16 protein-coding genes and 1 pseudogene are annotated in these 12,804 nt (G+C 41.2%); 4 read left to right on the top strand and 13 right to left on the bottom strand.

Translation table 11 applies throughout. From position 1 onward, the window contains the following. Positions 1-14 precede the first annotated feature (14 nt). From BK584_RS24650 to BK584_RS12870, 9 genes are all read right to left on the bottom strand, one after another. Positions 15-170: a hypothetical protein gene (locus tag BK584_RS24650; RefSeq protein WP_169871254.1), complete on the bottom strand. Its 156-nt coding sequence runs from the start codon at positions 168-170 to the stop codon at positions 15-17. Beyond that, the gene (locus BK584_RS12840; protein WP_245808853.1) at positions 167-1,351 is read right to left on the bottom strand and encodes a CapA family protein; all 1,185 of its coding nucleotides are present in this window, start codon (positions 1,349-1,351) and stop codon (positions 167-169) included. The genes BK584_RS24650 and BK584_RS12840 overlap by 4 nt, the downstream gene beginning before the upstream one ends. A gap of 17 nt (positions 1,352-1,368) precedes the next feature. Continuing rightward, positions 1,369-1,818: a poly-gamma-glutamate biosynthesis protein PgsC gene (gene pgsC / locus BK584_RS12845; RefSeq protein WP_078392978.1), complete on the bottom strand. Its 450-nt coding sequence runs from the start codon at positions 1,816-1,818 to the stop codon at positions 1,369-1,371. Between the two features lie 14 nt (positions 1,819-1,832). Further along, positions 1,833-3,017 (bottom strand): poly-gamma-glutamate synthase PgsB, encoded by a 1,185-nt coding sequence (pgsB, locus tag BK584_RS12850; RefSeq protein WP_078392979.1) that lies wholly within the window; start codon positions 3,015-3,017, stop codon positions 1,833-1,835. A gap of 293 nt (positions 3,018-3,310) precedes the next feature. Then, on the bottom strand, positions 3,311-4,504 hold the full coding sequence (locus BK584_RS12855; RefSeq protein WP_078392980.1) for a C40 family peptidase: 1,194 nt from the start codon (positions 4,502-4,504) through the stop codon (positions 3,311-3,313). Between the two features lie 183 nt (positions 4,505-4,687). Then, a complete protein-coding gene (locus tag BK584_RS12860) occupies positions 4,688-6,139 on the bottom strand; it encodes an aldehyde dehydrogenase family protein (protein ID WP_078392981.1) in 1,452 nt (483 codons plus the stop codon). Between the two features lie 249 nt (positions 6,140-6,388). Then, on the bottom strand, positions 6,389-6,532 hold the full coding sequence (locus BK584_RS24180) for a lmo0937 family membrane protein (RefSeq protein WP_139365668.1): 144 nt from the start codon (positions 6,530-6,532) through the stop codon (positions 6,389-6,391). Positions 6,533-6,671: 139 nt separating this feature from the next. Continuing rightward, positions 6,672-6,986 (bottom strand): DMT family transporter, encoded by a 315-nt coding sequence (locus BK584_RS12865; protein ID WP_078392982.1) that lies wholly within the window; start codon positions 6,984-6,986, stop codon positions 6,672-6,674. Between the two features lie 2 nt (positions 6,987-6,988). Then, positions 6,989-7,324, bottom strand: coding sequence for a DMT family transporter (locus BK584_RS12870; protein ID WP_078392983.1), 336 nt, complete (start codon positions 7,322-7,324; stop codon positions 6,989-6,991). A gap of 108 nt (positions 7,325-7,432) precedes the next feature. Between BK584_RS12870 and BK584_RS12875 the strand changes: the two genes are divergently transcribed. Then, positions 7,433-8,032, top strand: coding sequence for a TetR/AcrR family transcriptional regulator (locus tag BK584_RS12875; RefSeq protein WP_078392984.1), 600 nt, complete (start codon positions 7,433-7,435; stop codon positions 8,030-8,032). Between the two features lie 39 nt (positions 8,033-8,071). Here BK584_RS12875 and BK584_RS12880 read toward each other — a convergent pair whose 3' ends face one another. Beyond that, on the bottom strand, positions 8,072-8,548 hold the full coding sequence (locus BK584_RS12880; RefSeq protein WP_078392985.1) for a nucleoside deaminase: 477 nt from the start codon (positions 8,546-8,548) through the stop codon (positions 8,072-8,074). A 155-nt stretch (positions 8,549-8,703) separates the two neighbouring features. Here BK584_RS12880 and BK584_RS12885 point away from each other — a divergent pair, with 155 nt between their 5' ends. Next, positions 8,704-9,348: an SDR family oxidoreductase gene (locus BK584_RS12885; RefSeq protein ID WP_078392986.1), complete on the top strand. Its 645-nt coding sequence runs from the start codon at positions 8,704-8,706 to the stop codon at positions 9,346-9,348. A gap of 137 nt (positions 9,349-9,485) precedes the next feature. Here BK584_RS12885 and BK584_RS25565 read toward each other — a convergent pair whose 3' ends face one another. The 3 genes and pseudogenes from BK584_RS25565 to BK584_RS12895 form a co-directional block, all read right to left on the bottom strand. Next, positions 9,486-9,584, bottom strand: coding sequence for an FtsW/RodA/SpoVE family cell cycle protein (locus BK584_RS25565; protein ID WP_367579293.1), 99 nt, complete (start codon positions 9,582-9,584; stop codon positions 9,486-9,488). Positions 9,585-9,675: 91 nt separating this feature from the next. Next, a pseudogene (locus BK584_RS25570) lies at positions 9,676-9,777 on the bottom strand (FtsW/RodA/SpoVE family cell cycle protein); the annotation flags it as partial. Further along, positions 9,771-10,274 carry an FtsW/RodA/SpoVE family cell cycle protein gene (locus BK584_RS12895; RefSeq protein ID WP_169871258.1) on the bottom strand — a complete coding sequence of 168 codons (504 nt, stop codon included), beginning with the start codon at positions 10,272-10,274 and terminating at the stop codon, positions 9,771-9,773. The pseudogene BK584_RS25570 and the gene BK584_RS12895, both read right to left, overlap by 7 nt. A gap of 141 nt (positions 10,275-10,415) precedes the next feature. Here BK584_RS12895 and galE point away from each other — a divergent pair, with 141 nt between their 5' ends. Continuing rightward, positions 10,416-11,411: a UDP-glucose 4-epimerase GalE gene (gene galE / locus BK584_RS12900; protein WP_078392989.1), complete on the top strand. Its 996-nt coding sequence runs from the start codon at positions 10,416-10,418 to the stop codon at positions 11,409-11,411. A gap of 437 nt (positions 11,412-11,848) precedes the next feature. Beyond that, positions 11,849-12,784, top strand: coding sequence for an LCP family glycopolymer transferase (locus tag BK584_RS12905; RefSeq protein ID WP_078392990.1), 936 nt, complete (start codon positions 11,849-11,851; stop codon positions 12,782-12,784). The last annotated feature ends 20 nt before the right edge of the window (positions 12,785-12,804 follow it).

Below are 12,804 nucleotides of genomic sequence, written 5' to 3' on the forward strand. Positions count from 1 at the left end.
TCCTTTCTTCTCGACTAGTCGTTATCCAACTCTACTTTCAATAGCTCAATTTCAATTGCTTGCCGTTCTTCTTCAGTTAACCCATCCGATTGGGAGAAACCAACAACTAGAAAGAACGTCACTGCAATTGCCAGAAATGGCCAACTTTGACGCAGGACTGTTTTCATCATTGTTCTCCTCCTCCTATCTCAGTGTCTTCGAGTTCCAACTGCTGGTCCACTGTAAAGACAATCTTTCCATCAACATTTTCCCAATCAACATGTAAATCTCTTGTTAACTGGCGTGTAATCGACCATTCTGCTAATTTATCCATTGATGTGAGTGGGGCAGGACTTGCCTCACGAATTTTCATCGGCGTCAATTCAAAGCGTGTTTCTCCTGAATCAAGCACATGAAACTGCCCCAGCGCTGTTTCTCTTGTTCTAGTCCAACCTTGATCAAATACAAAATTTCCAAGGCTATAGAAAATAGCTGTGCCATCATACACCTCTGCTGATTCCAATACATGTGGGTGGTGACCAATAATAATATCAGCTCCAGCATGAGAAAGGGCATAAGCCAATTCCCTTTGTCGGTCACTTACACGACTGTTGTACTCATGACCCCAATGAGCATGGACAATAACAAGATCTGCATGATTACTTGCCTCTGCTGTCATCGGAACAAACACTTCTGGATTAAAATTAAGAATACCTGGGCTCTCTTCATTTGCTACTGCTGCTTCGCCCCCGATATCGGAAAAGCTTAGAGTTGCAATAGTCATTCCGTTTTTTTCTTGATAGGAAATCCGTTCTTGAGCTTCTTTCATGTTCGCTCCAGCACCAATTCCATCTATACCACTATAATCAAATGCTTGCAACGTATCAACTAACGCATTTTCTCCATAATCCATTGTATGATTATTGGCTAGGGCTGCGGTTGAAAAACCAGCCTCATCCATCGCGTACACGGCTTCTTTCTCACCTCTTAATGTGATGGACTTTCCCTCCCGTTCTTCATCTTCTCGCTCTGTAATCGGGTTTTCGACGTTACCTGTCACATAATCTGACGCATCAAAAAACGGTTGTACATAACGAAATAAATACGAATGAGAGTGACGACTCGTAATTTCTTCCACATAACGTCCCGTCATAATATCGCCGACAAAAGCGCCTGACACAACTGCGTCATTCGGTTGCTCGACTTCAGGAGCCTCACGCCCATCTACAAAATAAAAGATTGAAAAAAGGATAATGGCAAGCGGAAAAGCAATCATTAAATGAATAGGTATCCGTTGCTTCTGGTGTTTCAAAAATTTAAGTAACTTCTCGTGAAAGTTTAATTTTCGTTCCGGTTTATGATTTGTGTCCACCATTAAGCCCTCCCCTCTTAAAACAGATAATACACATACATAATAAGGAAAGTTGCACCACTAAGTAGCAGTGTGCTTCCAAGTGTAATCGTTACACCTTGCTTTTGAATGGTATTGGCAATTAAACCTGGTACGATTACTCCAAGCCCTCTAAATTCATGTATTTCAAATGGTAAAATAGGATAAGCAAAATCCAGCACGAGCTTTAAACAAATTCCTGTTATCAACATTGCTGCGAATTTCCTGCGTCCATATAAAATCATAATACGCGATAAACCATATTTCACAATTACATAAGTAAGCAAGCTGACAAGCAATACAAGCGCTATAAAAACAGGTTGGTCAAACACAAGCGCCAAGTATCCAGGTACAACAAGACCAGCTGGCATAATACCAAACTTCTCTGCAAACAGCAGACTAAGTAACACACCTAAAATCAAAGATATATATAAATCATCGCCAAACATGATGTTCCTCCTAATTAACTAACAAACTGTTTCATTTTTAATTCATTAAATGATTCAATTAACGGTTCCGCAGAACCATGAATATTCCCAACACCATACAAGGTTGAACCTGCTTGAATGTCTTCTTGCAACTCGTCCATAATCTCTTCTGTTGATTGTCCTTCTAGGTTTTTCATTTGAGTAGCTGGTATATGCCCAGCTTCAAATGCACGTGCAATCGGTTCCGTTGTTTCGCCAATTAATACAAGCGTCTCCATCTTTATGTAAGGCAGCACATCTCGTGCAAATTGTTCCGTTCGATCAACACGGTCTGCTCGGCAGTTCATGATGACGACGGGTTCCTCTACTGGGTAACCAACATCCTTCACCCGTTCCCAAATATTAATGGTTGATGAAGCATCATTTGCAGCAAAACCGTTTACGAAATAGCTAGGTTGATCTTGGTTTCCAATTGGGCTAATACGCATCGCACCAGGGTCAGGGGGTGCACTTAGCATTCCTTGCATCGCTGTCTTCTTATCAATACCAAGCGCTTTTGCTACACCTAAAGCGAGCGAAGCGTTGTCTGGGAAAACCATATAATCAAATTGTTTCAAATAGGCTTCTGTGATTTCGCTATTATCGGCGACAATCACTTTCGTATTGCGCTTGTGCGCGATCGCTTCATAGTAAGAGCGAAATTGATCATCGGTAATAATGAGATGGCCATTGTATGGAATGGTTGCCGTAAATGCTTCTGCTACTTCTTGTAACGTTGGTCCCATCACATCCATATGGTCTTCTAATACATTAACGATAACCCCAATATTCGCTTGAAGCAGTTCCTCCTGGAAAATGATTTGGTAATCAGGGTTAACCGCCATACATTCGCTCACAATGGCTTCCGCCCCGAGGTCTACCGTCTCCTTCATGACTTCCTTCTGTTCTCCGATGTTCGGACCTTGTGGTTTTCGCACAATTGGTTTTTCCTCTGGTGTATTCCAATAAATCATTCGTGCATCTGTTCCAGTTGTTTTTCCCACTGTTTTTAACCCGGCTTCAAATAAAATACCTGTAATTAACCGTGTAACAGTTGATTTCCCTCGTATACCATTTATATTGACACGGGTTTTTAAGCGTTTAATTCGTTTTTGATGAGCTCGCTTTTCTAAGATTCCAACTACCAACAAGATTAAACAAGCACCAACGATGAGCCACATAAACAGTCCTCCTTTTCCATGTTTCCTTCTCTGCGTGATCGCCGCCTAGTATTTTAACGTAAAACAATCTCCCTCAGTCCATTGTTACAGAGCTGTATTGAGATTGTTATTGGATATGCAACCTAAGTGAAACACATTGTAATAACAAGAGTCTTCTCTCATAGTGAGATATCCCTCCTCTTTTCCAACAATTAATAATACCTGTGAAAAAAGTATCTTTTTGTCAAAAAATTGTTTCGGGACTCATTTTTCGCACAAAAAAGCTTTTGCTCTAAAAGCAAAAGCCTCTCCTTTTATCTTTCATCTATCACACGAACTGCACCAACATACCTGTCACGCCAGTAATTACTTGCTCTATAATTGGTAATTGTGACGCCTTCAGACAAAGTTACGTGAACAATCCGCCCATCTCCAATATAGATAGCTGGATTTAATGCATTTCCTTCAAAAAAGAGAATGTCACCCGCTACGATATCCGTTTCTTCGATTTCCTCGCCAAATTCAAACTGACCATCGGCATAGCGAGGCAAATGGATATCATAAGCTTCTTCGTAAACAAATTGAATGAAACCGGCTGTATCAAACCCTTCTTCTGGCGTTGTTCCTCCCCTCACATACGGAACCTCACCAACATACGTGGTTCCCACCGCTACCGCTTCGTTTTCTTCTGGAAGTGTTAAACCGCGGAAGCTTCGCACTCCTTTAAAATGTGCTTGCCAATAATCAGAAGACAAATAGGATTCAACGACCCCTTCATTTCGGCTTGCATGAATGAAACGACCATCTCCTACATAAATTCCGTTGTGCGAAATCCCCTCTTTATACGTATCTTGAAAGAAAACAACGTCTCCAATCGATATATCTTCCTCGGACACCGCTTCACCCACTCGCCATTGTTCTTCAGCCGAACGAGGCAGGTGGATGCCATTTTGTCTAAACACATAACGCATAAGCCCAGAACAATCAAAACCTATAGCCGGATCTGCTTCTCCAAACACATATGGAACCCCAAGATATCTGGCGGCTTCCTGGACAAAGGGATCGTCCGGAAGCGTCACATTGTCATCTATTCGTTTCGCTCCTAAATAACGACTATTCCAATAATTACTTAAAGAAAATTCCGTTCGTTCCACTCCACCTGATTTGGTCACATGAAGCAACTGGTCTTCACCAGCATAAAAAGCCACATGTGTTGGAGTGACATTATTTCCAAAGAAAAGAAGATCCCCTCGCTCAACCTCTTCTCGATTAACAGCCTCTCCTATGTTCCATTGAGCAGCTACCGTGCGTGGCAATACGAATCCTTGCGCTTCTTCGAAAACATACTTCGTGAAACCAGATGGATCAAATCCATCATCAGGATCATCGCCACCAAACTGATAAGGCACCCCGAGATATGTTTCTCCCGTCTCCACAACTTGCGCATTCGCAACTGGACTAATAAACAACACGCTACCGAACACACTTCCTAGTACATATTTTTTCATGCCGCACCTCCACTGAATTTTATTTTAGCGTAACACGCAGATAACCCCTCCATATAGAAAAAAGGGGATGTACGAAAGACCGTAGACCACTATTTGCATACGGCGACCACGTTCAATTTACATCCCCTCAACTACACTTCGATTCTTACAAGCATCCGTTAACGACTCGTGGCTACCGACCTATTAAAACGGAAAGTCCCTTCTTCCACTCTGCACACCAACCCATTGTACTGTCGTAAACTTATCAAGTCCCCATTCGCCACCAAAGCGACCAAGCCCAGACGCTTTTTCACCGCCAAATGCAACGTGAGCTTCATCATTTACTGACTGATCGTTTACATGAATCATGCCCGTTTCAATTTGACGCGCAACTTCCATTCCTTTGAACCGGTCTTTTGTAAATACAGAGCCACTTAAACCATAAGGAGACGCATTGGCAATCTGAATGGCTTCCTCTTCAGACTGAACGTTTATAATCGGAGCCACTGGCCCAAATAGCTCTGTCTTCGCAACCTCCATGTTTTGAGTAACATTCGTTAACACGGTTGGTTCAAATACATTGTTGTCTGAAGAGCCACCAATCTCTAAAGTTGCTCCTTCTTTGACCGCCTGTTTCACTGCTTTTGTTAAATGTTCCAACTGCCCTTCGTTTATAATCGGTCCAACGATTACATCCTTTTTCGTCGGATCCCCTGTCGGGAGCTCTTTGACACGTTGTATAAACGAAGAAACAAACCGGTCATAAACCTTTTCATGAACAATGATTCGATTAAGGGCCATACATATTTGCCCTTGATGCAAGAATTTGCCGAAGATCGCTGCATCTACAGCCGACTCAACATCTGCATCTTCAAGCACAAGCATCGCATTGTTCCCACCGAGTTCGAGGGTCGTTTCTTTTAAATGCTTCCCAGCAAGCTCAGCAATATGGCTACCAACTTCAGTTGATCCAGTAAATGAGATTAACTTAGGTATGGAATGTTCCACAAATGCATCCCCAATCTCTGATCCTCTACCTACCACCACATTTAGTACTCCCGCTGGAAACCCAGCCTTCTCAAATAGAAAACCGAACAACAACCCTGCACTAACTGGAGTGTCAGAAGCTGGCTTTAACACAGCTGTATTACCAGCTGCAAGTGCTGGTGCAATGGAGCGCATGGCCAAGTGAAATGGAAAATTCCACGGTCCAATAATGCCAACAACTCCTTTTGGTTTCCGATAGACATAGTTTTCTTTGCCTGGATTTTCTGAAGGAAGAATTTGTCCATTCGTCCGAGTTGGGTACGACATCGACTCCTCAATGACTAACCGTGCTGAATCAATTTCAGCGTTGGCTTTTGTAACGGTACTACCTGACTCTTTTACTAGCCAATCAACAATGATCTCTTTTTCATCTTTTAATACATGGAGTAATTTATGGAATCTGTTTCGTCTTTTTGAAGGAACTGTATTGGCCCACTCCACTTGCGCTTTTTTTGCTGCTTGATAGGCCTGATCCAAATCGTCTTCATTTGCAGACTGAATGACTCCAATTTCTTCGCCTGTATATGGATTCACATTTTTTATTGTTTTATCACTCTGACCTGTCTTCCATTCGCCGTTTATATATTGTTTATTAGGTTGAAATGGCATCACAAAAACTCCCTTTCTATCTATACATGTCTACTACTAATCCATTCCCATTCCCCTAACCTATCAAACAGGTGCTTTATATAAGTAGGTGGGAGTGGTTTTCTTTAAACATTAGACGAAGCAGCATCATACAAGGAAAGGCGCGATGCCTTCCTTTTCTTTTGTGATCAATAAAAAAGAGGTTCACCCCAATCGGTTCGTTTTCACGACCTTTTTGGGTATGAACCTCTCTTTATCTTGTCGGGATATCTAACCCCGTCTCCCATTCACCAACTGGATAATTAGAACAATTGCCGCTACAATTAGTAACAAGTTGATTAGACCGCCACCAATTCCTCCAATTAAACCTAAAAGCCATAAAACTAAAATAACAATTAAAATTGTCCAAAGCATAAGTAAAACCTCCAAATGATTGCTTTATGTTGCATGTAAGTTACTATTCCCAAAACCTCCGAAACAAAACATAACTGAATTAAATGTTTTTAAAAAAGGCAGTTGAACTCTTATGGAGTTCAACTGCCTTACACATACGTTAAGATACAATTCTAAGCCCTATTACGGAAATCACAACAAGACCGATAAAAATGATACGGAGACGATCTTTTGACTCATTATAATAAATCATTCCAACTAAAGCGCTGCCGACAGTACCAATCCCCGTCCATACCGCATAAGCGACGCCAAGAGGAATGGTTTCCATGGCGATTCCAAGCAGCCCAAAGCTAATAATAAAGCCGATCATCAGAATAGCAAAACCTTTTTTCTTTTGTCCTTGTGCAATTATTTGAATACCCGTTACGCCAACGACTTCAAATATGCCTGCAATAATTAAGAGGAACCAACTCATCTTTATGCGCCTCCTTCTTCTCGCTGTTTGTCGCCTGTCACTAGTTTCAGTCCTAGGACACCGATAAGAAGCAGGAGAATAAATAAGATCATCCAACCATTAATTGCCGCATTAAAAAAGAAATAGTCCACAAAAACAGTTCCTACTGTACCTAAGGCGACAAATATTGCGTATACTGTACTTGTTGGCAACACAGTAGCGGCTCGAACAAGCAATGTAAAACTAATAATAATTCCTATAATTGTCAGTCCCCATTGAAGAGGAGTACTAGCATACTTTAAACCCGTTGCCCAACCAACTTCAAAAACACCTGCAATGACAACGAAAAACCACATCATTGTAAATCAGCTCTCCTTTTAATAAACCAATAAACTAACTAACGGTAGTTAGTATAACACCCTTTTCAAAATAGGGCAATACACATTTAATTAGAAAGGTTTGGTAAGATGAGTACAAAAAATCGCATACTTGAAGCTGCATTGGTATCCTTTGCGAGCCATGGATACGAAGGGACAACCCTTGCACAAATCGCAAGTGAAGTGGGCATACAAAAACCATCACTTTATAACCACTTTAAAAGCAAAAACGAGTTGTTTATCATCCTCGCCGAAACCATTATGGATGCTCTCGTTGAAGAAATTGAAAAAAGTGCTGACAACTATAAAGATAAACAACTTGAGACTAGATTAAAAAAAGTATTAGCAAATAGTTGTGACTTCATCCTAGAAAACCATGAAGGGATTATGTATAAACGATTCATGCTGTTCCCACCAGCCGAGTTGAAGGACAGCGTGAAAGCAATTGCAAAACGTGGCGATGAAAAAATCGATGCGGTTTTGACTGATTTATTTCAACACGGTCAAAAAGAAGGGGTGTTAAAAGAGATTCCAGAAAAGATGTTTGCCTCTTCCTACTATTGTTTATTAGATGGTCTTTTTACTGAAAGCTTTATTTATGATCGCTCTGACTTCCAAAGACGTTTTCAAGATGCTTGGACGATTTTTTGGTTTGGCATTTCAAAAGAGCCATACGCCCCAAATGAATAAGGAAACATAACAAAAGCTAGGCAGAGCGCCTAGCTTTTGTTAATACTCAATTTTTTGTGTGTACGTCGCCCACGTTTGAAATGGATCCAATCGATTTACTGTTTTTAGACCATAAAAAGGAATTTGGCGTACGTCATAATCTTTTTTGATTTCCTCGTAAATGAACGCATCATCAAAACCGACCGCCGCTGCATCTTTTTTCGTTGCCGCAAAATAAACCGCCTCTGGACGCGCCCAGTAGATTGCCCCTAAACACATTGGACATGGTTCACAGCTCGTGTATAACGTGCACCCATCAAGTTGAAAATGCTCCTTCTGTTTACAGGCATTGCGAATGGCAACCACTTCGGCATGCGCAGTTGGGTCGTTTGCATTTGTTACAGAATTGGTGCCTTGGCCAATAATCATACCTTTCCGATCAACGACAATTGCGGCAAAAGGACCTCCACCTTGTTTGATTGACTCTTTTGCCAAGTCGATCGTCTTTGTTAAAAAACCCGAATGAATAGGATCCATGTCACTACCCCCTCTAAACTGAAATACATTTAGCATACGAAGTGTAACCTTCTTATTCAATTACCCCGTTACCTTTTCTAACACGGATGTTTATTTTATTAAAGACTGGGAATGAAATAAGACATTAGATATGAATTAAAGGAGATGTTAAAGAGATGAATGTACTTGTTATAGGAGCAAATGGCCAAGTTGGTAAACATGTCATTAAAGGCCTTGCTAAATCAGAACATAAGGCAACAGCGATGGTTCGTAAAGAGGAACAAGCGAACAAAATGAAAGAACTTGGGGCAGACGAAGTGGTTCTCGGAAATTTAGAAAAAGATTTCAGCCATGCTTTTACCAATATAGATGCTGTGATCTTTGCAGCCGGTTCTGGAGGTTCAACTGGTGCGGATAAAACACTTGTCATTGACCTATGGGGAGCGATCAAGGCGTTTCAGTATGCCGAAAAAGCAAAGATCAAACACTTCGTCCAACTAAGTTCCATTGGAGCAGGTGATCCCGATGCACAACCAGACAATATAAAACATTATATGGTCGCAAAAGCGGTATCAGACCAAATGTTGATGGCTACATCGCTTAATTACACAATCGTTCGCCCTGGTCCTTTAACGAATGAAGCTTCCATTGGTTCAATTGAGACTACGGACATGTTCAAAGAAATTGGCTATCGCTCCATTCCTCGGGCTGATGTTGCCACTGTGTTAATTGAATCGTTATCAACTGAATCTGCACGCGGTAAAGCATTTGAATTACTTGCAGGAGATCAAGAGATTAAACGAGCACTAGAAAACGTATAAAAAATAAAACAAAACGTTTGTCCTATTCATTGACAAGCGTTTTGTTTCTATTCTTCAGCAGGTTTCCGCTTTTCAATTTGAGGTTTTTCATAAAAATCTGAGACGGTTGTTTTACGCTGCCAACTTCTCTTGTTGATTCACATATAGCTTTTCTGCCTCATTCCTATATTAAGAACAATGGCTACAGCAATTAAATTCGTTAATAATGCTGACCCTCCATAACTTAAAAAAGGCAATGCCAGTTACAGGCATAAGTCCTATTGTCATAAGGATCATTCGATAAATAAGCAGAAAGAATACACAAATCACAAATGTTGAACCGATAAAACCAAACTCTTTCCCAATCACAGCAAAAATAAAGTCTGTATGCAATTCCGGTGTCGAAGCATTTGCAGCCTGCGTACTATTTAAAAAGCCGCTCCCTAGCAACTGACCCGAGCCAATTCCTCTTGCAATGCATAACTTGAAGCATATTCCGCTGGGTAGAGCCAGCCATATATTCGTTCAAGCTGATGGTCTTCAAGAATCTTATAGTTAATCAATACATCGACATAGTTAAATAACAAATAAAAGATGCCTGCTATCCCAGCTATTGCAAGTGTTACAATTACCCCAAGCATTCTATAAGAAATTCCTGATACAAGAATGGTTCCAGCAATAATCGATGCTAGCACGAGTGCACTTCCTAAATCTGGCTGTTTGAGGACCAACAAGAATGGCGGTAATGCTACTAGCACAATCAACCCTAACTTAATAGAGTCATGTTTCATCGTTTTCTCTGAGAAGTGTTGGTTTAATACAAAAATAAGATGGGCTAACACGAGTACGAGAATGATTTTCATTATTTCTGATGGCTGATAGATTCCTGCACCATTATATTCAATCCATCTGCGCGCTCCGTTATGCTCATACCCCCAACATTCCACCTTCCATTTCCTTATTTATAGTCTTATCATACCATGTTTTTCGACAATTCAAGCTCACTTACAGGTATATTTTGTCACCTTTATTTCTGTTATACTTGAGCTAACATCCATACATACGCACTTAAATCGGAGGGGAATTTTATGTCCATCTTAGTTACTGGCGGTGCCGGTTATATTGGTAGCCACACATGTGTTGAACTTCTTAATGCGAATTATGACGTTATTATTGTTGATAACTTCGACAATAGCAACGAAGACTCGGTTGCTCGAATTGAAAAAATTGCCGGCAAATCAGTTAAGTACTACAACGTAAATTTGCTTGATTTTGACTCACTTAATCATGTGTTTATGCAAAATAAGATTGAAGCTGTAATTCATTTTGCTGGGTTAAAAGCAGTTGGCGAGTCCGTGGCCAAGCCCCTTTATTATTATGAAACAAATATTGGTAGCACCCTTAATTTATGTAAAGTAATGGAAGCACATCACGTGTACAAGCTTGTCTTTAGCTCGTCAGCGACTGTTTACGGTATGCCTGATTCAGTTCCTTTAAACGAGACTGCGCCATTACGTGCTTTAAACCCGTATGGTCGCACAAAAATCATTATTGAAGATCTTCTTCGTGATGTAGCTGCTTCCAACGAGAATTGGTGTATTTCTCTCTTACGTTACTTTAACCCGATCGGCGCCCATAAAAGTGGGCTAATTGGCGAAAACCCATCTGGTATGCCTAATAACTTGATGCCTTTTATTACTCAAGTGGCGGCAGGGGTGCGTGAAGAACTCTCTGTATTTGGCACTGATTACCCAACCGATGATGGCACATGCGTCCGTGATTACATCCATGTGGTTGATCTTGCTTTAGGTCACTTAAAGTCGCTTGAGAAGCTTGATTCTTTTACTGGTACACAAGCCTATAACTTAGGTACTGGTCAAGGGTATAGTGTACTTGAGGTTATTTCCGCATTTGAACAAGCATCAGGCATCACGATCCCTAAGAAAATGGTTGAGCGCCGCCCTGGCGACGCACCTGTTTCTTATGCCGATCCAACAAAAGCAAAGAACGAACTTGGCTGGAGTGCCAAACGCGATCTATTGGAAATGTGCGAAGACTCTTGGCGTTGGCAATTATCTCTTTAACACTTCGCTTTTTTCATTCGGTGATTTCTGCTTGTCGACAAGGTCATGTAAAAACGATCTTGTTGACAAGCTTTTTTTCATGATAAACAACATACGATACTTCCCCCTTCGCTCCCTTCTTACACTTCGCTTGACATAGGCAGTTTGTGAGTCGCCCCATCTAGCTGTGAATCTTACCCTCATCTTTTTAGAGCAAGTGTCTACGTGTATACTTTCCGTGATTTGGTTTTCGAGAAGAAGTTGGTGTGCCCAGCCAAAAGGCACCAACGACAGATGCGTTCGTTTTCAGTCCTAAGCCGTCTTTCATTATACGGTTTTTTGTTTTGAATGACGTATAGCTCCTATCAAAAGCGTTGAGACTAGAAAGACGTTCTGTTTAATTGATCCAGATAAGGGTAATAAAAAGGAAAGTAAATACGGGAGAGGACAGATTCACAATGAAATGGTATACAAAAACAATCATCGTGCTTTTATCTGTAGGATTGTTCGCCATTGGCGCCTACGCTTTTTCTTTGTTTCAAGCTGCATCAAATGCGAATGAGGAAATGTACGAACCGCTTGAAAGCAGAACAAAGAGTGAAGGTGCTTCAGAACAGCGCGAGGCTTCAGCTTCACCTGGAGAACCACTGTCCTTTCTAATTGCCGGTGTTGATTCTCATGAAGAGGATGGATACGGGCGCGCAGATGCTTTGCTTATTGTTACCGTTAATGCCCAAGATGAATCAATTCAAATAGTAAGCATCCCTCGTGACACAAGAGCAGAAATCGTTGGCCATGGCACGTTTGAGAAGATTAATCACGCCTATGCCTACGGAGGTGCGGATATGACGATTCAAACGGTTGAGGAGCTGTTTCACATTCCAATCGATCACTATTTGGCAATTGATATGGATCAATTTATTGAAATGGTTGACACGCTTGGTGGCATTACGGTTGAAAACGACTTCGCTTTCTCTTTGTCAGGTCACGATTTCCCAGAAGGAGTTATTGAATTAAATGGCGAAGAAGCACTTGCTTACGTAAGAATGCGTAAAGAGGATCCAGAAGGAGATGCAGGTCGAACAAAGAGACAGCGAGATGTGCTTGAAGGGGTTATCGAAGAAGGTTTACAAGTTAGTCAAATGTCGTCTGCGCCCGATTTGTTACGATCGCTCGGGTCTACTCTTCAAACAGACTTAACCGTATCCAAAATGGCTTCTTATGCCCAAAACTATTACCCCGCAGCATCGTCTATCTCACAAATCGAGTTAGAATTTAGCGAGGAAACCATTGATGGTGCCTGGTATGCACTGATTTCAGAAGAGGAACGTGCTCGAGTAAGTCAAAACCTTTTAAACCATTTAGGACTAGATGAAACAACAAATTTAGAATAAAGAGTCTTAGTGGAGATCCA

Source organism: Shouchella patagoniensis (assembly GCF_002019705.1).
Classification (GTDB): Bacteria; Bacillota; Bacilli; order Bacillales; family Bacillaceae_D; genus Shouchella; species Shouchella patagoniensis.